General features: G+C 64.3%; 19 protein-coding genes and 1 pseudogene. 6 read left to right on the plus strand and 14 right to left on the minus strand.

Going from position 1 to position 20,573, the window contains the following annotated elements:
* Positions 1-27: 27 nt before the first annotated feature.
* A complete protein-coding gene (locus IVA82_RS29660; RefSeq protein WP_247382979.1) occupies positions 28-1,107 on the minus strand; it encodes an extensin family protein in 1,080 nt (359 codons plus the stop codon).
* Positions 1,108-1,171: 64 nt separating this feature from the next.
* On the opposite strand from IVA82_RS29660, the gene IVA82_RS29665 reads away from it, so the two are divergent.
* A complete protein-coding gene (locus IVA82_RS29665; RefSeq protein WP_247382980.1) occupies positions 1,172-2,800 on the plus strand; it encodes a fatty-acid--CoA ligase in 1,629 nt (542 codons plus the stop codon).
* Between the two features lie 215 nt (positions 2,801-3,015).
* Entirely contained in the window at positions 3,016-3,870 is an 855-nt protein-coding gene (locus IVA82_RS29670) for a DUF1499 domain-containing protein (protein ID WP_247382981.1), read from the plus strand.
* Positions 3,871-4,008: 138 nt separating this feature from the next.
* Here IVA82_RS29670 and IVA82_RS29675 read toward each other — a convergent pair whose 3' ends face one another.
* The 4 genes from IVA82_RS29675 to IVA82_RS29690 form a co-directional block, all read right to left on the minus strand.
* Entirely contained in the window at positions 4,009-4,929 is a 921-nt protein-coding gene (locus tag IVA82_RS29675) for an MBL fold metallo-hydrolase (RefSeq protein ID WP_247382983.1), read from the minus strand.
* A 185-nt stretch (positions 4,930-5,114) separates the two neighbouring features.
* Positions 5,115-6,329, minus strand: coding sequence for an acyl-CoA dehydrogenase (locus IVA82_RS29680; protein ID WP_148741623.1), 1,215 nt, complete (start codon positions 6,327-6,329; stop codon positions 5,115-5,117).
* 184 nt (positions 6,330-6,513) lie between these two features.
* Entirely contained in the window at positions 6,514-7,590 is a 1,077-nt protein-coding gene (gene ribB, locus IVA82_RS29685; protein ID WP_247382984.1) for a 3,4-dihydroxy-2-butanone-4-phosphate synthase, read from the minus strand.
* Positions 7,591-7,764: 174 nt separating this feature from the next.
* Positions 7,765-9,489, minus strand: coding sequence for a cation:proton antiporter (locus IVA82_RS29690; protein ID WP_247382986.1), 1,725 nt, complete (start codon positions 9,487-9,489; stop codon positions 7,765-7,767).
* Between the two features lie 67 nt (positions 9,490-9,556).
* On the opposite strand from IVA82_RS29690, the gene IVA82_RS29695 reads away from it, so the two are divergent.
* Together IVA82_RS29695 and IVA82_RS29700 are read left to right on the plus strand one after the other, a co-directional pair.
* On the plus strand, positions 9,557-10,078 hold the full coding sequence (locus IVA82_RS29695; RefSeq protein WP_247382987.1) for a DUF3124 domain-containing protein: 522 nt from the start codon (positions 9,557-9,559) through the stop codon (positions 10,076-10,078).
* 51 nt (positions 10,079-10,129) lie between these two features.
* Positions 10,130-11,365, plus strand: a complete 1,236-nt coding sequence (locus IVA82_RS29700) for a PLP-dependent aminotransferase family protein (protein WP_247382989.1) — start codon at positions 10,130-10,132, stop codon at positions 11,363-11,365.
* A gap of 11 nt (positions 11,366-11,376) precedes the next feature.
* On the opposite strand, the gene IVA82_RS29705 is transcribed toward IVA82_RS29700, so the two are convergent.
* The 9 genes from IVA82_RS29705 to IVA82_RS29745 form a co-directional block, all read right to left on the minus strand.
* Positions 11,377-11,640 carry a helix-turn-helix domain-containing protein gene (locus IVA82_RS29705; RefSeq protein WP_247382990.1) on the minus strand — a complete coding sequence of 88 codons (264 nt, stop codon included), beginning with the start codon at positions 11,638-11,640 and terminating at the stop codon, positions 11,377-11,379.
* A gap of 164 nt (positions 11,641-11,804) precedes the next feature.
* Positions 11,805-12,623, minus strand: a complete 819-nt coding sequence (locus IVA82_RS29710; protein ID WP_247382992.1) for an aldo/keto reductase — start codon at positions 12,621-12,623, stop codon at positions 11,805-11,807.
* 185 nt (positions 12,624-12,808) lie between these two features.
* Positions 12,809-14,383 (minus strand): alkaline phosphatase D family protein, encoded by a 1,575-nt coding sequence (locus tag IVA82_RS29715; protein ID WP_247382993.1) that lies wholly within the window; start codon positions 14,381-14,383, stop codon positions 12,809-12,811.
* A gap of 292 nt (positions 14,384-14,675) precedes the next feature.
* Entirely contained in the window at positions 14,676-15,092 is a 417-nt protein-coding gene (locus IVA82_RS29720) for a hypothetical protein (protein WP_247382995.1), read from the minus strand.
* Between the two features lie 108 nt (positions 15,093-15,200).
* Positions 15,201-16,202 carry a nitronate monooxygenase family protein gene (locus IVA82_RS29725; protein ID WP_247382997.1) on the minus strand — a complete coding sequence of 334 codons (1,002 nt, stop codon included), beginning with the start codon at positions 16,200-16,202 and terminating at the stop codon, positions 15,201-15,203.
* Positions 16,203-16,366: 164 nt separating this feature from the next.
* Positions 16,367-17,980 (minus strand): DHA2 family efflux MFS transporter permease subunit, encoded by a 1,614-nt coding sequence (locus tag IVA82_RS29730; protein ID WP_247382998.1) that lies wholly within the window; start codon positions 17,978-17,980, stop codon positions 16,367-16,369.
* The gene (locus IVA82_RS29735; RefSeq protein WP_247382999.1) at positions 17,977-19,128 is read right to left on the minus strand and encodes an HlyD family secretion protein; all 1,152 of its coding nucleotides are present in this window, start codon (positions 19,126-19,128) and stop codon (positions 17,977-17,979) included. Before IVA82_RS29735 ends, IVA82_RS29730 begins: the two co-directional genes overlap by 4 nt.
* A 191-nt stretch (positions 19,129-19,319) precedes the next feature.
* The gene (locus IVA82_RS29740) at positions 19,320-19,481 is read right to left on the minus strand and encodes a hypothetical protein (RefSeq protein WP_247383000.1); all 162 of its coding nucleotides are present in this window, start codon (positions 19,479-19,481) and stop codon (positions 19,320-19,322) included.
* Positions 19,482-19,501: 20 nt separating this feature from the next.
* Positions 19,502-19,876 (minus strand): PRC-barrel domain-containing protein, encoded by a 375-nt coding sequence (locus tag IVA82_RS29745; protein WP_247383001.1) that lies wholly within the window; start codon positions 19,874-19,876, stop codon positions 19,502-19,504.
* 136 nt (positions 19,877-20,012) lie between these two features.
* Between IVA82_RS29745 and IVA82_RS29750 the strand changes: the two are divergent.
* Positions 20,013-20,159: pseudogene (locus tag IVA82_RS29750) on the plus strand (thiamine pyrophosphate-binding protein); the annotation flags it as partial.
* A 183-nt stretch (positions 20,160-20,342) separates the two neighbouring features.
* The gene (locus IVA82_RS29755) at positions 20,343-20,570 is read left to right on the plus strand and encodes a hypothetical protein (protein WP_247383002.1); all 228 of its coding nucleotides are present in this window, start codon (positions 20,343-20,345) and stop codon (positions 20,568-20,570) included.
* The last annotated feature ends 3 nt before the right edge of the window (positions 20,571-20,573 follow it).

Consider the following 20,573-nt stretch of genomic DNA (forward strand, 5'->3'; position numbering starts at 1 on the left):
GCCTGAGGCTTTTCAAAAGCGCCGGTTTCATCGGCGCTTTTTTGTTGCGGGCTTGGACGGCCGGGCTTTGTTGCCGTCAGCCGCCGACTTATCCGCAGGCGCCCGGAGTTTCTCCGTCGCCTCGTCATCAACTCCCTCCTTTCCATCAGGCTTGGCCGCAACCTCGCGCGGCGGCGCCTCCTCGGGGCGTTCCGCCGGTAGCAGCGGCGCGACCTGCGGCAGCGGATCCCAGACGTTCCACTGGCAGATCCGGTAGTCGTTGCGCCGCTGCGCCAGGTCGAGATGGATGTGATCCTCGTGATACCAGTCCGAGCCCGGACCCAGCACGGTGGTAAAGCGGGAGCAGACCGAATGCAGGACGCGCTCGCGCACATCGCGCGACATGGCGCGGTCGGTCAGGCCGATCGACTGGCCATTGGCGAGCTTGATGGCACGGACGTCGAGCGCATTGGCCTTGCCATGCTCGGACAGCATCGCGCCCGCGATGCGGTTACGACCACGGCACTCGAAGGAATCGAAATTATCGAGATCGGCGATGGTCGAACCGAGGCTTGTGGCCAGCGGCACCATGTCCGTGCGGACCCAATCGGCGATCGCGGAGGCCATGGTGCAGCGGAGAACCGCAGCCGGCTTGACCGGCACCTTGCGCCTGTCCGGCAGCACGATGGCTTCGAGGCGCACCAGATCCTCGCCGCCGCAGCCGCCGGGGCCGCGGATTTCCGGGATCGAGGGCGCGATCGCGATGTCCTCGGTCAGCGCGAGCCGGCAGGCTGAAGCCTGCTTCTCGGGGGGCGGCGCGGCCTCGGCGGGCTTATCAGGGGAGGGCTTGCCGTCCGCGGCGGGAGCCTCCGGCGCCGGCTCATCCGACGCGTTGGGAGCCTCCTCGGGCCGCGGCTTCGGCAGCGGGATCTTGGCAGAATGAACCTTTCCGCGTGGCCGTGGCGCACCAAGGCCAAAGATATCGAGCGGCGCAGCATATTTTCGCGCCGCCGCAGGCTCCGGCAGCACAAGCAACAGCCCGAGCCCGACGGTAACCATTGCCGCGCCGGCGGACATATAGCCGCGACAAGACCATTTGCGGCGAAAGTCCGGCAGGCTAAAACTCATGGCAATTCTTTGGCCCAGTGCTGAGAGCGATAACAAGTCCAGCCTTACTCGGAGGAACGTCTGAATGCTTGGTCTGATGCAAGATTGGCCCCTGCTCTGCCACCGGATCATCGAACACGCCGCCAGGATTCATGGCAAGCAGGAGGTCGTCACCCGCTCGGTCGAGGGACCGATCCACCGCACTACCTACGCCGAAATCCACCAGCGCGCGCTCAAGGTCTCGCAGATGCTGGAGCGCGACGGCATTAAGCTCGGCGACCGTGTTGCGACGATCGCCTGGAACACCTGGCGCCATCTCGAGGTCTGGTACGGCATCATGGGCATCGGTGCCATCTGCCATACCGTCAATCCCCGCCTTTTCCCCGAGCAGATCGCCTGGATCATCAACCATGCGCAGGACCGCATCGTGATGACCGACATCACCTTCGTTCCCGTGCTGGAGAAGATCGCCGACAAGCTTCCAAGCGTGGAGCGCTACGTCGTGCTCACCGACAAGGCGCATATGCCGCAGACCACGCTCAAGAACGTAGTCGCCTATGAGGACTGGATCGCAGAGGCCCACGGCCAATTCAAATGGAAGGACTTTGACGAGAACACGGCGGCCGCGATGTGCTACACCTCCGGCACGACGGGCGATCCGAAGGGCGTGCTGTATTCGCATCGCTCCAACGTGCTGCACGCGCTGATGGCCAACAATGTCGACGCGCTCGGCACCAGCGCCTCGGAGACGATGCTTCCTGTGGTGCCGCTGTTCCACGCCAACAGCTGGGGCATCGCCTTCTCCGCGCCCTCGCAGGGCACCAAGCTGGTGATGCCCGGCGCCAAGCTCGACGGCGCCTCGGTCTATGAGTTGCTCTCGACCGAAAAGGTGACGCATACCGCGGGCGTGCCGACGGTGTGGCTGATGCTGCTCCAGCACATGTCCGCCAATAATCTCAAGCTGCCACATTTGAAGATGGTGATCTGCGGCGGTTCGGCGATGCCGCGCTCGATGATCAAGGCTTTCCTCGACATGGGCTCGAACGTCCGCCACGCCTGGGGCATGACCGAGATGAGCCCGATCGGCAGCGTCGCGGCACTGAAGCCGCCGTTCACCGACGCCACCGGCGAGGCGCGGCTCGACGTGCTCCAGATGCAGGGCTACGCGCCGTTCGCCGTCGAGATGAAGATCACCGACGATGCCGGCAAGGAACTGCCCTGGGACGGCAAGACCTTCGGCCGCCTCAAGGTCTCCGGCCCCGCGGTCGCCAGGGCCTATTACCGCGTCGACACCGACATCCTCGACGAGGATGGCTTCTTCGACACCGGCGACGTCGCGACCATCGACGAGGCCGGCTACATGCGGATCACCGACCGCTCCAAGGACGTGATCAAGTCCGGCGGCGAGTGGATCTCCTCGATCGACCTGGAGAACCTGGCGGTCGGCCATCCTGCCGTGGCCGAAGCCGCAGTGATCGGCGTCTACCACCCGAAATGGGACGAGCGCCCGCTCCTGATCGTGCAGCTCAAGCAGGGCCAGCAGGCCACGCGCGAGGACATCCTGAAGTTCATGGACGGCAAGATCGCCAAATGGTGGATGCCTGACGACGTCGCTTTCGTCGACGGTATCCCGCATACGGCGACCGGCAAGATCCTGAAGACCGCGCTGCGCGACCAGTTCAAGGATTATCGCTTCCCGAACGCGGCGGCGTAAATCATCACAGCCGTCATGCCCGGGCTTGTCCCGGGCTTCCACGTCTTGGCCGCAAGAAAGATAGACGTGGATGGCCGGGACAAGCCCGGCCATGACGATCCGAGGGTCTGCGGAACCCTTGAATTTGCCGCCGGGGCATGGTCTCAACGGCGCATCCGGCAGTTCCGCCGTTTCGCACGGCGGCACCGCCCCAAAACCCCGGCAGAGCTTACCCCATGGCCCGCAGGTTTTCCGCTCCCTATCAGTCGGAGCCCGTGTCCAGTCTCGCGAGCTGGGCACGCAATCTGGCCGTGTTCGCGGTGGTGGCGGTGCTGGTGTCGATCGTCATCGTCCGCTTCGGCTTCCTGGAAATGAAGCCGGCGCTCGCGACTTTTCTGGGCGGACTTGCGATCGCCGCGCTCTCCATCCTGTTCGGGCTCGCCGGCTTTGCCGCGATCTGGCAGAACGGCTCGCGCGGGATGGCGCGCATCCTGCTCGCCTTCCTGATTGACGGTGCGATCCTCGCCTATCCCGCCTATCTCGGCCTGCAATACCGCAAGCTGCCGGCGATCCACGACGTCACCACCGATCCGATCGATCCGCCGCGCTTCGATGCGCTGGCGCGCCTGCGCACCGGCGACGGCGCCAATCCGGCCGTCTATGCCGGCCTCTATTCGGCCGAACAACAGCGGCATTTCTACCCTGATATCGAGCCGATCGAGCTCGAGATCTCGGTCGACCGCGCCTATGCGATCGCGCTCCAGCTCGTCAACAAGCGCAAATGGCTCGTGATCGACGAGCGCGCGCCGCAGCCGCCGCGCCGCATCGGCCGCATTGAGGCGGTGGCGCGCTCGCCGATCATGGGTTTCCGCGAGGACATCTCGATCCGGGTCGTGCCCGACGGCGACGATTCCCGCGTCGATATCCGCTCCGCCTCGCGCTATTTCGAGAGCGACCTCGGCAGCAACGCCGCCCGCGTCACAAAATTCATCGACGATCTCAACGCCGCCGCCGATGCCGATGCGCTGAAGCCGGTGAAGAAGACGCCAGTCGCGCCGCCCAAGGCGCCCGCGAAGACGGTGAAGAAATAGCCTCGCTGTCATTCCGGGGCATCGCAACGCGGCGAGCCCGGAATCCATCGCGCCGCAGAGTTGGTGGATGAATGGATTCTCTGATGCGCAATTGCGCATCAGAGTTCGATGCTTGCATCGCCCCGGAATGACGAGAAGCTAGGCTGCCATCCGGTACGTCCCACCAATCACCGGATCGCCGTCGGTTGCGACCACACCGCGTGCGACCAGGTCTTCCAGATGCGCCAGCACGGAATAACCGGCGGCCGTCGTCAATCTCGGATCGATGCCGATATAAATTGCGCGCACCATGGTCGGAATGTCGGCTTCGCCCTTGGCGAGGCGATGCAGGATGGAGGCCTCGCGCGCCTTGCGGTGACGGATCAGGAACCGCACGAAGCGCGGGCCGTCCGGGATCTCGGGGCCATGGCCGGAGAAATACAGATCCTCCTCGCGCGCCGCGAGCCGATCCAGCGACTCCATGTAGTCGATCATCGAGCCGTCGGGCGGGGCCACGATCGAGGTTGACCAGCCCATCACGTGATCGCCGACGAAGTTGAACTTTCGCTCGGGCCAGGCGAACGCAAGGTGATTGGCGGTGTGACCGGGCGTCGCGACCGCTTCGAGCCGCCAGCCGGCGCCCTCGATGACGTCGCCATGGGCGACTTTGACATCAGGCACGAAATCGCGGTCGGTGCCGGATTCCGGATTGTGCTTTTCGCTCTCGAAGCGCGGCCGCGAGGCGCGATGCGGCCCCTCGGCGTAGACGGTCGCGCCGGTCGCCCGCTTGATGCGGGCGGTGTTCGGCGAATGGTCGCGGTGGGTGTGGGTGACGAGGATATGCGTTACGGTCTCGCCACGCACGGCATCGAGCAGTGCTGCCCCATGCGCCTCATCGTCCGGACCGGGATCGATGATTGCGACGTTACCCTGACCGACGATGTAGCTGACCGTGCCGGTGAAGGTGAACGGGCTTGGATTGTTACAGAGCACGCGCCGCACGCCCGGGCGGACCTCCTCGACGATTCCCGCTTTGAGTGGAAAGTTGCGGTTGAACGGGACGTCGTCGTTGTCGGACATGGCTCTTCCTGTACGTACCGCCACGCTCTTCGTCATACCCTGCGAAGGCGGGGTATCCAGTACGCCGCAGCGCCTGAGGTGAAGGCGAGGTCTCTGGGATACTGGATCGTCCGCACCAGTGCGCAATGCGCACAGGGCGGACGATGACAGCGGAGCAAATCAGCCAACACCGAACGCCGCGGCCTCTAGAAAAACGCCTGAATGCCGGTGATCGCACGGCCCAGGATCAGGGCGTGAACGTCGTGGGTGCCCTCGTAGGTGTTGACGGTCTCGAGGTTATGGACATGGCGCATCACGTGGTACTCGATCGAGATGCCGTTGCCGCCGTGCATGTCGCGCGCGACGCGGGCGATATCGAGCGCCTTGCCGCAATTGTTGCGCTTGACGATCGAGATCATCTCGGGCGCGAACTTGCCCTCGTCCATCAGGCGGCCGACGCGCAATGAGGCCTGGAGGCCGAGTGCGATCTCGGTCTCCATGTCGGCGAGCTTCTTCTGCACCAGCTGGGTCGCGGCGAGCGGCTTGCCGAACTGCTTGCGGTCGAGCGTATACTGCCGGGCACGGTGCATGCAGTCCTCGGCGGCGCCAAGCGCGCCCCAGGAGATGCCGTAACGGGCACGGTTGAGGCAGCCGAACGGACCCTTGAGGCCGGAGACGTTCGGCAGCAACGCGCTCTCGGGGACTACGACGCCGTCCATCACGACCTCGCCGGTGATGGAGGCGCGAAGCGACAGCTTGCCGCCGATCTTCGGCGCGGAGAGGCCTTTCATGCCCTTCTCCAGCACGAAGCCGCGGATCTGGTTGTCGTGCTCGGCCGACTTGGCCCAAACCACAAACACGTCGGCGATCGGCGCGTTCGAGATCCACATTTTTGTACCGGTCAACCGATACCCGTCCGAGACCTTCTCTGCGCGGGTCTTCATCCCGGCCGGATCGGAGCCGGCGTCGGGCTCGGTCAGGCCGAAGCAGCCGACCCACTCGCCGCTGGCGAGCTTCGGCAGGTATTTCTTGCGCTGGTTCTCGTCGCCATAGGCGTAGATCGGATACATCACCAGCGAGGACTGCACCGAGTTCATCGAACGATAGCCGGAATCGACACGCTCGATCTCCCGCGCGACCAGGCCGTAGGCGACATAGCCTGCATTCGCGCAGCCATATTCCTCCGGCAGCGTGATGCCGATCAGGCCGAGTTCGCCCATCTCGTTGAAGATCTCGCGATCGGTCTTCTCTTCGAGATAGGCCTTGGCGACGCGCGGCAACAGCTTGTCCTGGGCGTAGGCGCGCGCGGTGTCGCGCACCATGCGCTCGTCTTCGGTGAGCTGCTCGTCGAGCAGGAACGGATCGTCCCACTGGAAAGAAGCCGCAGCCGGCTTGTCCTTGGCCTGGGGGCGCACGCTCATGAAACGTCCTTTCGCGTCTGTTCCGTCAATAATTGCCCGACAAATTAGAGCGCCGCGGCAACAAGTGCAAATGCATCCTGGTTTCGATCATTCCGGGGCGCGCGTCAGCGCGAAACCCGACATCCTGATCGCTGCTACACCGAGATCCCAAGTCCGGCGCCGTGCGCCATCCGGAATGACAGTATCAGATATCGAGTTGCTCGTTAGCGACGATCTCGATACCGAAGCCCGACAATCCCTTGTAGTCGTGCACAGATGAGGTGAGGTGCCGGATCGAGGTGACGCCGAGATCGCGCAGGATCTGCGCGCCGACGCCGACTTCGCGCCACTGGCGGTTGCGGTCGGCCTCCGTCGAGGTTTCATCCGGCAGCGGCTCCACGGGAACACCGGCCGCACCGTCGCGCAAGTAAACCAGCACACCACGGCCGGACTTCTTAAAGTGCTCCAGCACGGCCGCCATGCGCTTGTGGCCGGTAAAGGCGTCCTTGACGATGTTCGGCTTGTGGAAGCGCGTCAGCACGTTCCTGCCGTCGCCGACGCCGTTGTAGACGAAGGCGACATGGGCGATGGAATCGAACGGCGAGCGGTAGGCATAGCCCTGGAGCGGCCCGATCGGGCTCTCGGTGACGAACGTCGAGACCCGCTCGATCAGCTTCTCGCGCGCCTGGCGATAGGCGATCATGTCGGCAATCGTGACGTGCCTGAGCTTGTGGTGGGCGGCGAAGCGGGCGACCTGCTCGCCTTTCATGACGCTGCCGTCGTCGTTCATCAATTCGCTGATGACACCGACCGGCGGAAGCCCCGACAGCTTGCAGAGATCGACCGCGGCCTCGGTATGGCCGGAGCGCAACAGCACGCCGCCGTCCTTGGCGATCAGCGGGAAGATGTGGCCGGGCCGGGCGAAGTCGTTGGCGCCCGCGTTGGGATTCGAGAGCGCGCGGCAACACGAGGCGCGCTCCTCCGCCGAGATGCCGGTGCCGCCGTCGGGCTTATAGTCGATCGACACCGTGAACGCGGTGGTGTGGGCGGAATCGTTGTGGGCGACCATCGGATCGAGGCGCAGGCGGCGCGCGTCCTCGGTGGTGATGGGCGCGCAGACGATGCCCGAGGTGTGGCGGATGATGAACGCCATCTTCTCGGCGGTGCAGAGCGAGGCGGCGACGATCAGATCGCCCTCGCCCTCGCGGTCCTCGTCATCGGTGACGACGACGAGCTCGCCCCTGGCGAAGGCCTGCAAGACTTCCTGAACGGTATCGGGCATTTCCCAATCTCTATCGGTTATGGCCGGAGGCTTAGCCGGACTTGGGGCCCGGCGCTAGTGTCCTGGACGCAACCACATATGCCCGGAGGCGGCCTTCGCGCAGCATTCGGGCTTGCACCGAAGATACCAGCGATATAGGCGCCAATGGCTCGAGCGGAAGGCCAGCCGGAGCTCCTAGGGCAGCACTTCACGCCGCTCGCTCAGCCGCACGTCGAGCTCGGCGCGCTTGTCGGCCAGGAGGCCGGCCTGGGCGGCTTCGATCACCGTAAACAGCTCATGGGCGTCGCTGACCCGGGTCACGGTAACATAGCTGGCTCCGGCCTCGTAGAGCTCGCCGACATCGGAAAGAAGATCGGCGGTCGCTACGATCAGAGCCTTCGGATTGAGGCTCCGCACGTGGCGCACCAGCTTCTCGTTGCTGGCGCCCTTCAACAGCGCATCCGGCACGCTGAGGATGATCATCTCGGACTTGCCGACGCCAGCATGGAGGAGCGTGTCGACGTTGCTGATATCGCCATAGATCACGTGCAGGCCGCGCGAAAGCAGGGTCTGGTACACATTGGGGTTGAAGTCTATCACCGTGATCTGCTCGAGCAGCAGCGGGTTCTGCCGCTCGATCTCGGCGAGCAGTGCGCTGGCCGCGCGGAAAAAGCCGAGGATAACGATGCGGCGGGCCTCGCCATGGCCGCCCTTGTGCCCCTCATCGGCGTGGCCGTGGTCGAGATCGCGCAGGCCGATCCGCTTCAGGGGAGCGATCGCCCGGCGGATGATCTCGTCGCTGCGGGTCATCACGAAGGTCGAGAGCACGGCCAGCACCACGAAGGCGAAGGAGGCCGCATTCGCTGTCTCGGGTGCGATGTGGTGGTCGGCGACGCCGGTCTGGATCACCACCAGCGAGAACTCGGAGATCTGCGCCAGGTTGAGCGCCGGCAACAGGCTAGCGCGCAGGCCCTGCTTCATCAGATAGAGCGGCGTGAAGGTGGTGACGACGCGGCTCACCACCGTGAAGGCCGCAATCATCAGTGCGAGGCCGATCACGGAAAGCCCGGGCACCGGAATGGTCATGCCGAGCGCCACGAAGAACAGCGTGATGAAGAAGTCGCGGAGCGTGGTGACCTTGGCCGTGACGTCGAGAGCATAAGGAAAGGTCGAGAGCGAGACGCCGGCGATCAGGGCGCCCATCTCGCGAGACAGCGAGAGCCGCTCGGCTGTCTCGGCGACGAGAAAACACCAGGCCAGCGCGCCGAGCAGGATCAGCTCGGGGCGGCGGGCGATCTGGTGAAACAGGCGCGGCAGCACGTAGCGGCTGACCAGGAGCGCCGCTGCGACCAGTACCGCGACACGGCCAATCGAAAGCAGGATGACGCTGACTTGCAGGTTGGCAAGGCTCGGCTGCACCGCCAGAAACAGGATGGCGAAGATATCCTGGAGCACCAGAACGCCGAGCGTGACGCGGCCGGGCAGCGTGTCGAGCTCGCGCTTCTCGTAGAGCACCTTGACGATGATGACGGTGCTCGACAGCGCGCAGGCGACGCAGAGATAGAGCGCATCGAAATGACCGCCGCCGAGCGACAGGCCGATGCCGGTGAAGAACAGAACGCCGAGCAGGCAGCCGCCGAGGAGCTGGCCGCCGGCCGCGAACAGGATCACCCTTCCCGCCCGCACGATCTTCTTCAGGTCGATCTCGAGACCGATCATGAACAGCATGAAGATCAGACCGAGCTCGGAGATGACGCTGATCGATTCCTGCGACTTGACCCAGCCAGCGCCGAATGGACCAATGCAGAAGCCGGCGATAAGGTAGGCCAATATCAGCGGCTGCCGGGAGAAATGGGCGAGCAGGCCCAGCATCCAGGCGAACAGAATACAGAGAGTGATGTCGCGAATGAGTTCGTGCATGCCAAATTTGTCCGTTTTGCCGCACCCTAGAGACAGGTTGCGGCGCGGCAAGCAAGCAATTCGTCACATGTGGATGGGGCTTGCCGCCGCAATGCTGCTATACCTGCTCGCCTCGGCCGCAGTCGCTCAGTCCAAGGTCAATATCGAGCAAAACTTTGCGGATTCGCTCACGGCGCTGCCGAAGGATGAACTCGGCGTGTCCGGCGGGTTCTACGTGCCGGCCTATTCCAGCGTCGCGATGAGCCAGGGCAAGCTGCGCGTCGACTTCTCGGTGACGCTGAGCGTGCACAACGCCTCCGAGGCCCAGCCGCTGGTCGTCAGACGCATCGCCTATTTCGACACCGCAGGCAAGCAGGTCGAGAGCTATCTGAAAGCGCCGGTGGCGCTGAAGCCGCTCGCCACCATCTCCGTCTTCATTCCGACCGACGACGTGCGCGGCGGGACCGGGGCCAATTTCATCGTCGACTGGGCTGCCACGGGCGAGATCGCCGAACCGGCGGTCGAAGCCTTGATGGTTGGCGGTGTCGCCAATGCGCATTACGCTTTCATCAGCCAGGGACGTCCGACCCGGACGGCCGGCAAGAAGTAAGGCAGGCCGGGGCAACCGGCCGCTCAATAAGAACAGAACGAGGAACGCCCCATGATGTCCAGCTTCGACTTCGCGCCCCTGTTTCCTGCAGGGCTGCCGGCCCCGACTGCGCGCTGGACCGGTCTTGCCAAATACAGCTTCGTCGGCGGCAACAACGATTCCGAGCAGGTCCCGCTCGACGAGCTGGTCGAGGCTGCCAATGCTGTGCTGCGGCGCGAGGGCCGAAACCTCGCGACTTACGGGCTGGCACACGGCCCCCAAGGCTATCTGCCCTTACGCGAATTCCTGGTGACGAAACTCAAGCGCGACGCCGGCATCATGTGCACGGTCGACGATCTCCTGATCGTGTCCGGCTCGTTGCAGGCGCTCGACCTCGTCAACCACACGCTGCTGGCGCGCGGAGACACCGTGATTGTCGAGCAGGACAGCTACCAGGGCTCGCTGAGCCGCCTGGCGCGGCTCGGCGTCAACGTGGTCGGCATTCCCCTCGACGCGGATGGTATGCGCATGGACCTGTTGGCCGCGACGCTGACTGACCTGAAGAACCGCGGCATCCAGCCGAAATACATTTACACCATCCCGACGGTGCAGAATCCGACCGGCAGCGTCATGCCGGAAAGCCGGCGTGCCGAGCTATTGCGGCTGTCGGCCGACTATGGCGTGCCGATCTTCGAGGATGATTGCTATGCCGATCTCGTATGGTCGGGACAACGTCCGCCGGCGATCCATGCGATGAGCCCTAACGGCGGCGTGATCCATATCGGGTCGTTCTCCAAATCGATCGCACCGGCGCTACGCGTCGGTTTCATCGTGGCGCCCTGGGATGTGATGTCGCGCATGCTGTCCCTGAAGACGGATGCCGGCTCCGGCGCGCTGGAGCAGATGGTGCTTGCCGAATATTGCAAGCCGCATTTTTCGACCCACGTGCCGGCACTGACGAAGACGCTACGCACCAAGCTTGATACGCTGATGGAGGCCTTGAACGAGCAGTTCGGGACCGCCGCCGAGTTCGAGGAGCCAAAGGGCGGCATCTTCCTCTGGGTGAAGCTGCCCGACCAGGTCGATACGCTCAAGCTGTACGAGGCCGCGCTTGCCGCTGGCGTCTCGATCAATCCGGGGCCGGAATGGTCGACCAACAGGAAGCATTCCAGCTCACGGCTCAGGCTGTGCTTTGCGAGCCCGACGCATCAGCAGATCCGCGAGGGCGTCGCCGTGCTGGCCGAAGTCTGTCGCAGGGAGTTCGCCGTGCCGGCCCGCAGCGCCAACGTGGAGAAGGCGCGGGCCTGATGTCAGGCGGCCTACCGCTGGCTACGGTGGATCGCGGAGGCGAGCCGCAGCAGCAGAACGATCGAGACGTTACCCTTGCCGGCCTCGATCTGGGCGATGTAGCGCTCCGAAATTCCGGACCCGCGGGCGAGCTCCCGGCGCGACAGCTCGCAGCGCATGCGCGATAACCGCAGCCGCTCGCCGAGCTCCGCCAGAAACGCGGTTTCGGAATAAGGCGGCACGGCGCAGCTTCCCGGCAGCACCTCGCCGGCGAAATCCATCACTTCGTTCAGCATTGGCCCATCCAATTTCGCCCTTCGGAAGTCCCATTCTATCCGGGAAGCGGCCGGCCTCATTGACGCGGATCAAATTCGCGCGCGAATGGCGCCTGCCGTGGACGCAAACATGGAAATGGCCTCTCGCGGGGCCATTTCTTTGCGCTCACGAAGCGCTTTTTTGGTCAGTCCCACGCCGGCGCGAAGCCCGGATTGACGCAGCGCCTGTCCTTCGGCAGCGCGGCGATCTTGTTGCGGTCGGCCTCGTCGAGCCTGATCTTCAGCGCATCGAGATTGGCCTTTTGGCTTTCGCGGCGTGACGCCTTCGGGATCGCGGCAACGCCATCCTGGTCGAGCAGCCATTTCAGCGCGACCTGCGCGGCGGTCACATCGTGCTTGGCTCCGATCTCGCCCAGCACCGGATCCGAAGCGACGCGGCCCTGTGCCAGCGGGCAATAGGCGACCAGCGGGATGGACTTGGCGGCGAGATAGGCCAAAACCTTCGATTGGTCGAGCATGGCGTGATATTCGATCTGGTTGCAGGCGATCGGCGCCTTGATGTCGTCGACCACGATTTTGAGCAACGCTGTGGTGAAATTGGCAACGCCGATCGCCCGCGTGCGGCCCTCCTCCTTCAGCTTCATCAGGGTCTCGAACACCGCGCCCCAGTTCGCGGCTTTTGACGGCCAGTGCACGAGATAGAGGTCGACATGATCGAGCCTGAGCTTGTTCAGGCTGGCATCGAAGGCACGGCGGATCGCGTCCGGCGCCAAATTCTCGTGCCAGACTTTTGTCGTTACATGCAGCTCGCCTCGCGCCACCCCGGCGGCGGCAAGCGCGGCACCGATCGGCTCCTCGTTGGAGTACATCTCGGCAGTGTCGATGTGGCGATAGCCGAGCGACAGCGCGCTCTCCACCGCGGCGCGGCAGGCATCGCCCTGCATGCGAAAGGTGCCGAGCCCGAGCTTGGGCATGCTGATGCCCTGTGTCTTCAGATTGTCCATTGGATCAACTCCTGACGAATTCCAGCCCGCCCGGTGCGTGCGGCGAGACCACGGGAACGGGCTCTTCGGTGATGAAAAAGAGGTGGCGGGAATAGGCATCATACCGCGTGGCAGCGCGGCGGCCAATCAAGATCGGGTTAGGTGCTTCCTCACCGTCATACCCGGCGGAGCGAGTTACCCGTGCCTCACGAATGCTGCGCCACCACAGCCGGACGCGCCTGCGGCTGCGGTACGATCTCGACCGACCAGAGATCGCGGTTGTCGACGTCCTTCAGCGTCACCGTCATGACGCCGGTCGCGCCGTCGATGTCGACCTTGCCGAAGAACTGCAAGCCGAAGCACGGCGCGAGGTTCTCGCCCTGCGCTTCACTGCATCCGTTCTGATACATCGCGACCGGACCGAAGGTGTCGTCGAGCTCGCCCGGCCCCCAAGTGCCGGCATGCAGCGGGCCGGAGACGAACTCCCAGAACGGATCGAAATCCTGGAATTGGGCTTTGTTCGGATCGTAATAGTGCGCGGCAGTGTAGTGCATGTCAGCCGTGAACCAGACGACGTTGCGGACGCCTGCGCGCTTGATCGATGCCAGCAGATCCGCGATCTCATGCTCGCGCCGGTCGGGCGCCCCGTCGCCGAGCGCGACCGCATCGAGACTGATCAGGCCGATCGGCAAATCGGCCGCGATCACCTTCCAGGTCGCGCGCGAGGCGGCGAGCTCGCGCTTCAGCCAGGCCAGTTGCTCGGCGCCCAAAATCCAGCCGCGATGGTCGTCGCCTTTGTTCCAGCTGTCATCGCGAAAGCTGCGCATGTCGATCATGAAGACGTCGAGCAGCGGGCCGTAGCCGATCTTGCGATAGACCCGACCCTTCCGCGCGCCGATGTCGCGGATCGGCATGAAGTCGAAGAAGGCGCGGCGCGCCCGCGCGACCAGGCGCGGCGTGCCGTCGTCCTCAAAGCCGGCGTCGTCGTAGCTGCCGGCCGGCGACCAATCGTTGGTGACCTCGTGATCGTCCCACTGCGCGAACATCGGCACTTGCGCGTGGAAGGCGCGGAAATTCTCATCGAGATGGTTGTATTTGTAGTTGCCGCGGAATTGCGCCACCGTGTACGCGACTTTCGATTTTTCCTCGGTCACGACATTGCGCCAAGTCTCGCCGTTCGGGAGCTTCTGTTCAGCGGGAATCGTGCAGTCGGCGTAAATGTGATCGCCGGAGTGGATGAAGAAGTCCGGGCGGTTATCGAGCATGGTGCGATAGCTGCGATAGCCGCCGCGCGAGACGTCGATGCCCCAGCCCTGCCCCGCGGTGTCGCCGGACCAGACGAAAGAGATCGACTGCCCCGCGGCCGGCGCGGTACGGAAATGGCCGACGCGACTTTCGCCGGCAATGCCGGTCGCGATGTCGTCGAACCGCACGCGATAGAAGATATCCTGGCCGGCCGGCAGATCGTTCAATAGCAGTTTTGAGGCGAAGTCGGCCTCCGGCGTCGCATCACCCGACGCTGACGCGATGATTGTCCTGAAGCTTTCGACGGTCGCGCACTCCACCTGCATCCGCGCGGCCCGGTCGGCGCGGGCCCAGACGATTGCAGAGCCGTCAGAGACATCGCCGGACTGGATGCCGCCCGCGATCTGCGGGCGGTCGGCGGCGCGGCTGATGGACGGACTTGCGAGCGTGCCCAGCGAGGCGACGGCGAGGCTGGAGGTGGAGCGGACCAAAAACTGCCGCCGGGTCCATGCGCGCTGCGCGCGGAGCGTTGCCATTCAGGAGACCTTCGTCGAATCGTGACGGAAGGTGCCTGCGCTCCTTGACTCCCAGCTTACGGTTTGTTGACTCCACGCCTACGGTTTTGCGACGCGTAGATGACGGGCTGAGCTGAGGCGATGGTCTACTCCCTCGCCCCGCTTGCATGGAGAGGGTTGGGGTGAGGGAGAGTCTCCGCAAGGGAGGTGACAGACGGACTCGTGGAGAGTCCCCCTCACCCGGCTTGCGTCTTCAATGCAATCCGATCTCTCCCCGCAAGCGGGGCGAGGTGAACCATCAGCAACGGTTCGCTCAGCGCCAGTTGCAGATGCCGCCGGACCGGCACGGCCAGGTCTGGATGCGGGTATCCCTTGCCTGCGCATCCAGCGGATTGGCGTGGCGACGTGCGAGCTTGGTGCGGGCCGCGCCGCGCGGCTGCGAGGGCTTGGCGTGCGCGACCTTCGGCTCCGGTACGTGCACGCGTTCGGCGACAACCTTCTTCGGTACGTCCATCGGTTCGATGCGCGCTTGCGCGTCATTGCCGCCGCGCGCTTCGAGGGCGAGCGGCGCGAACCGCGTCTCGGGCCCGAGCCGCTTCGGCGACAGCACCGCCTTGGAGAGATCAAGGCCGAGATATTCGTCAGGCTTGTAGTCGTCAGCGCGCGCGACGCCGCCCGCTGCGAGTATGAGGGCAACGGCAACAGCAAAATGAACGCTCTTCAGGACCACGGACGCCTCCTGAAATTGATTATGAAAGAGGTAATTTACCCCTATTTAGGAGGCGCCGCGCGCAATTCCAGCGGGCCAGTGCCGCCGTGGTTAAGAAGTTTGACGGTTTCAGGCGACCTTTCGCGCCGCACCCGTCCCGTCCAAGAACCCCATCAGGCGGCTGCGGATGATGGTTTCGGCCTCATCCATGATGCGATCGACGAGTTCCTTGCAGGAAGGGATGTCGTGGATCAGACCCGCGACCATGCCACAGCTCCAGGCCCCGGCATCCATCTGTCCTTCCAGCATGATTTTGGGATAGACGCCGGCGACCTGATCGTGGATGTCGTCGATCGTGAGCTTGGCGCCCTTCTCGCGCTCGATCTCGAGCAGGCGATCGACATTGGCGTTCTTGAGCACACGTTCGGTGTTGCGCAAGCTGCGCATGATCAGCCTTGTGTCGAGCTCGGTCGCCGCGACCAGCGCGTTCTTCACGTTCTGATGCACCGGCGCTTCCTTGGTGGCGATGAAGCGCGTGCCCATGTTCATGCCGGCCGCGCCCAGCGACAGTGCCGCGACGAGGCTGCGCCCGTCGGCCATGCCGCCGGAGGCAATGAACGGGATCTTCAATTCCTCGGCCGCGCGCGGCAGCAGGATCATGTTGGGGATGTCGTCTTCGCCGGGATGACCGCCGCACTCGAAACCGTCGACGCTGACGGCGTCGCAGCCGATCCGCTCGGCCTTCAGCGAATGGCGTACCGAGGTGCACTTGTGGATCACCTTGATGCCTGCCGCCTTCAGGGCCGGCATATAAGCTTCCGGGCTGCGGCCCGCGGTTTCCACGGCCTTGACGCCGCCTTCGACGATCGCCGCGATGTATTCCGGATAGGGCGGCGCGGAGAAGGCCGGCAGAAAGGTGAGGTTCACGCCGAACGGCTTGTCGGTCATGTCGCGGCAGCGCGCGATCTCCTTGGCCAGCAGCTCCGGCGTCCTCTGCGTGAGGCCGGTGATGATGCCGAGCCCGCCGGCGTTGGAGACGGCGGCGGCCAGGTCGGCAAAGCCGACGAAATGCATACCGCCCTGGATGATGGGGTGCTCGATGCCGAACAGTTCGGTGATCGCAGTCTTCACGCAGGGCCCTCCCGGAGCTTTGGTTCGCGTTGGGATCAGTCTAGCCAGACTTTTGCGCCGCGGTCACCACCTCTCTCGGAACGGCCCGATCTCCATCTCCACGGTCCAGGCGCTCCTCGACTACCGATAGAGCTCCCAATACGGGTCCGTCACCGACGGAGACATCAATGGCGGCGCGCTGGCGCGCGCAAATCGATCGGCCGGATGACCGCGGCAATCGGGATCAACAACGCCGCAATAACGGCAAGCGTCCAGAACACGTCGATATAAGCAAGAAGATCGATCTGCCGCTGGAGGGTCTGGCCGATCCAGGCGATCGCCTGCGAGGCAGCATCCGTTGCGTTCGAGCCTTGGGCCTGGAAGAAGCGCGTCATGGCGTCGATGGTTTGCTGATAGCCGAGATCGGACGGCGCGGCGTGCTCGATCAGGCGGCTCTGATGGAATTGCTGGCGCTGCGCCAAGAGCGTTTGCGCCAGCGCCACGCCCATCGAGCCACCGATGTTGCGGGCGACATTGATCAGGGCGGAGGCCTGGTTGGTCTTCTCGGGTGGCAAGCCGTCATAGGATGCCGTTGTCACCGGAAGGAATAGGAAGGGAAGAGCGACCGCGAGATAGATTCGCGCCAGCGCGGCGTAGCCGTAGGTGATGTCCCCGGTAAGCCCGGTCAGATGCCACATCGAAAGTGCGGCAGTCGCAGCGCCGAACATGATCAGATATTTCGGCTGCACTATCGTGACCAGTCGTCCCGCCGCCGGCATCAACATCATCGTCACGACGCCGCTCGGCGACAGCACCAGTCCCGCGAGCATGGCGGTATAGCCCAGCTCCGTCTGCAAAAGCTGGGGCAATAGCTGCGTTGTTGAGATCAGCACGGCAAATGTGCCAAGCATGACCAGGAAACAGGACCCGAACTGGCGCCTGCCGAGCAGGCGAATGTCGACGATGGGATCATCCCGCATCAACTCCCACGGGATCAATGCGAGCAGGCAGAAGGCGGCAAGCAGTGCAAAGGACAGGATCATGTTCGATCCGAACCAATCATTGCGCTGGCCTTCGTCAAGGACGAATTCGAGCGAGCCGAGCCCAATCGCGACCAGCAGGAAGCCGATGTAGTCGACGCGCAGGCCTTTGCTCAGCAGCTCCGCCCTCTCCTCTTCCGCGCCCGACGGCTCCTTGACCAGCGTGCCGACCAGGAACAGCGAGATCAGACCCATCGGCACGTTGATCAGGAACACCCAGTGCCAGGAGTAGGTGTCGGTAATCCAGCCGCCGAGCGTCGGGCCAATCACTGGGGCGACCACGACTGCGACGCCATAGATCGCAAACGCTTGGCCGCGTTTTTGCGGCGGAAAAGAATCAGCGAGGATTGCTTGCTCGCTGGTCGCCATGCCACCGCCGCCCAGCCCCTGCAGAATCCGGAACAACACAAGCGCCTGCAAACTCCAGGCGAGGCCGCACAACAGCGAGGCCACCGAAAAGGTCGCGACGCAGATCATATAGAAGCGCTTGCGGCCGATCACGGTCGAGAGCCAGCCCGAGATCGACAGCACGATGGCGTTGGCGACGAGGTAGCTGGTGATGACGTAGGTGCTCTCGTCGATGCCGACCGCGAGCCCGCCGGCGATGTGGCGCAGCGCAACGTTGGCGATGGTGGTGTCGAGCACCTCCATGAAAGTCGCGATCGAGACGACGAACGCGATCAGATACGGATTGTGCCCGCCGGCCGCCGAGCGCTCCGGCGACCAGCCACCTGCGCTGCCTTGCGCGACCTCGGTCACCGCACCCTCGTCCAGGGCACGACCGACATGCCCGGGCCGACCGGCAGATCGGCCGGCCAGTTGTCGACCGCGATCTTCACCGGCACACGCTGCACCACCTTGACGAAGTTGCCGGTGGCGTTCTCCGCCGGCAGCAGGCTGAACGCGGTGCCCGAGCCCGGCTGCACGGAATCGACATGGCCGGTGAGCTCGCGGCCGGGATAAGCATCGATGCGGATCTCGACGGTTTGGCCGGGCCGCATGTCGTTGAGTTGGGTTTCCTTGTAGTTGGCGACGATCCACACCTCGTCGGGGACGAACATCATCAGGCTCTGTCCCGCCGTGACGAAGGTGCCCTTGGCCCCGCTCAGCTTGACGACGCGGCCAGACTGCGCCGCGACGACGTTGGTATATTGCAGGTTCAGCTTGGCCTGATCGAGTTGCGCCTGCGACTGCCCGAGCTGCGCCTTGGCGCCCTCGAGCTGGGCCTGGAGCGTCTTGATGCCGAGCTCGGCCGCGGTCACCGCCGTCTTGGCGCGCTCGGTATTGGCCTGCTGCGCCTGAAGGTCGGAACGGGTCTGCTGCTGGCGCTGCACGGTGCCGGCGCCCTTCTCGGCAAGATCCTCGGCGCGCGCAAATTCCTCCTGCGAGAACCGGAGCTGGGCCTGGGCCTGTTCGAGCTGCGCCTGCGCCTGCTTGATCTGCTCGCGCTGCGAGTCGATCTGCGCATCAAGATTAGCGATGTTGGCCTTGGAGGCCTCGACCTGCGCCGCGGCCTGATCGACGGCGATGCGGTAGTCGCGCTCGTCGATCTTGGCCAGCAAGTCGCCGGCATTGACATGCTGGTTGTCCGTGACAAGGACGTCGGTGACGTAACCACCAACCTTCGAAGCCACGGAAAAGCTGCGCGCGGCGACGAAAGCGTCATCGGTGGATTCATAGTGGCGGATCTCCAGCCAGTAGAGCAGGCCGCCGACCAGGGCCGCGATCAGCAAGGTGGCGCCGAGGGTTGCGAGCAGCCAATGTTCGCGAAGCCGCTCGCGCAGCGGCGGCGTCGCCTGCTTCTGGTCGTTGGCATTGTGGATCTGATCGGGAGACGCTTTCGGAGCGTCCTTCGCCCTCTGCGGCTGCTCCGCAGACGGCCCACGCTCCCGTGTCTGAGCATCCACGGCGAACACCCTTTCTCGGGACTAAACCGGCAGGGCGGCCAAGGCCGGCGCGCTCGCCGCGAGCCTAACCGCCAGCGTCAAAGCAAGGTTCCGACTGCGGCCGGCATTACCGTCATTCGTGATTGCATTGGCCAAAAAAGAAGCGCGGGCCCGTGCGTGCCGCGCCCATCTCGAGCGCCTCGGCGCCTTGCTCAGTGCGTCTTCGTCTGATGCCATTTTTCGAGATCGGGCTTGACCTCGTCGTCCGATCCCTGCTCCTTCTCCGGATTGCCCTTCCAGGGCTTGTCCGTCTGGCGGTGCGATCCCCAGTCACTCTGGCGCCGCGGATCGTCGGTAGGCTTTTCCTTGCTCATCGCGTGTTCCTCGGTGATCCCTAAGGGAAGGGAACGCCGTAATAGGCGTTGATCCCGCGCACCGCCGCGTCGTCCCCCCAGTTCCACTCGCCCTTTTCGCTATATTTCGGTGCGCGGCTCAGCTCCTTGGTGGTGATGCCGATGATGTATCCTCCGAGCTCGGTGTCATATTTCAGCGACTGCCAGGGCAACGGATAGTGGTCGTTACCGAGCCCCAGAAATCCGCCAAAGCCGAGCACGGCGTAGGACACCTTGCCGCTGATCTTGTCGATCATCACGCGCTCGATCGAGCCGATCTTGTTGCGATCGGCGCCATAGACCGATGTTCCCTCGACCTTGTCGCTACCGATCAACCGGCCCATCTCGTTTTGGTCCAGTTCGCCTCGATTCAACATCTCATTTTCTCCCACTCAGCCTAAGTAAAGATAACCCGGACAAACGAGCGATCGTTCCGGCGCATGTTCCGCGAGAGTTGAGGAACATCACCGGAGACGGAGGGTTCTCGATCGTCACACCAGGGAGCCACTCGCGATGACCCACACCGTCTCCGACTTCATCGTCCAGCGTCTGCATCAATGGGGCGTGCGCCACATCTTTGGCTATCCCGGAGATGGCATCAACGGCATATTCGGCGCGCTTCAACGCGCCGACGGCAAGATCGGCTTCGTCCAGGCGCGGCTTCCCATGGAGGTCGGCCTCGTCGGCGGCGCGGCCGAGACGCCGCTGCCGCCACACGTCACGTTGCAGCAGGCGAAAAACTTCTCGCTCGCACTGATGAAGGGCGATCCGAACGAAGCCGGGGTGATCAAGGGAGCGGCACGGCAGATGCTCGAGTCGATCCTGCCCGGAAAGGAGTGAACCATGAGCGACTTTCGCGACATCCAGCACGGCGTCAACGATCCCGTTGATGGCGTCGACGTGAAGCGGCAGATCAACCCCAACCAGACACCGCACGAGCGGGCGCAGCGTCATGCCGACGTTCGCTCGGCGCCCTCCGCTTCGTCCGCCGAGGCATTCCTGCCGGAGAGACTTCGGCGCGAGCCGACCGACCCGATCAATCCGCGCACCGGCCGCAATCGAACCGACTAGCCG

Source organism: Bradyrhizobium sp. 142, from assembly GCF_023074015.1.
Lineage (GTDB): Bacteria > Pseudomonadota > Alphaproteobacteria > Rhizobiales > Xanthobacteraceae > Bradyrhizobium.

Excerpts from the sequence above, each read along its gene's own strand:
- IVA82_RS29660 (WP_247382979.1), bottom strand. The coding sequence starts at position 1,107 with ATGAGTTTTAGCCTGCCGGACTTTCGCCGCAAATGGTCTTGTCGCGGC.
- IVA82_RS29665 (WP_247382980.1), top strand. The coding sequence starts at position 1,172 with ATGCTTGGTCTGATGCAAGATTGGCCCCTGCTCTGCCACCGGATCATC.
- IVA82_RS29670 (WP_247382981.1), top strand. The coding sequence starts at position 3,016 with ATGGCCCGCAGGTTTTCCGCTCCCTATCAGTCGGAGCCCGTGTCCAGT.
- IVA82_RS29675 (WP_247382983.1), bottom strand. The coding sequence starts at position 4,929 with ATGTCCGACAACGACGACGTCCCGTTCAACCGCAACTTTCCACTCAAA.
- IVA82_RS29680 (WP_148741623.1), bottom strand. The coding sequence starts at position 6,329 with ATGAGCGTGCGCCCCCAGGCCAAGGACAAGCCGGCTGCGGCTTCTTTC.
- ribB (WP_247382984.1), bottom strand. The coding sequence starts at position 7,590 with ATGCCCGATACCGTTCAGGAAGTCTTGCAGGCCTTCGCCAGGGGCGAG.
- IVA82_RS29690 (WP_247382986.1), bottom strand. The coding sequence starts at position 9,489 with ATGCACGAACTCATTCGCGACATCACTCTCTGTATTCTGTTCGCCTGG.
- IVA82_RS29695 (WP_247382987.1), top strand. The coding sequence starts at position 9,557 with ATGTGGATGGGGCTTGCCGCCGCAATGCTGCTATACCTGCTCGCCTCG.
- IVA82_RS29700 (WP_247382989.1), top strand. The coding sequence starts at position 10,130 with ATGATGTCCAGCTTCGACTTCGCGCCCCTGTTTCCTGCAGGGCTGCCG.
- IVA82_RS29705 (WP_247382990.1), bottom strand. The coding sequence starts at position 11,640 with ATGCTGAACGAAGTGATGGATTTCGCCGGCGAGGTGCTGCCGGGAAGC.
- IVA82_RS29710 (WP_247382992.1), bottom strand. The coding sequence starts at position 12,623 with ATGGACAATCTGAAGACACAGGGCATCAGCATGCCCAAGCTCGGGCTC.
- IVA82_RS29715 (WP_247382993.1), bottom strand. The coding sequence starts at position 14,383 with ATGGCAACGCTCCGCGCGCAGCGCGCATGGACCCGGCGGCAGTTTTTG.
- IVA82_RS29740 (WP_247383000.1), bottom strand. The coding sequence starts at position 19,481 with ATGAGCAAGGAAAAGCCTACCGACGATCCGCGGCGCCAGAGTGACTGG.
- IVA82_RS29745 (WP_247383001.1), bottom strand. The coding sequence starts at position 19,876 with ATGTTGAATCGAGGCGAACTGGACCAAAACGAGATGGGCCGGTTGATC.
- IVA82_RS29755 (WP_247383002.1), top strand. The coding sequence starts at position 20,343 with ATGAGCGACTTTCGCGACATCCAGCACGGCGTCAACGATCCCGTTGAT.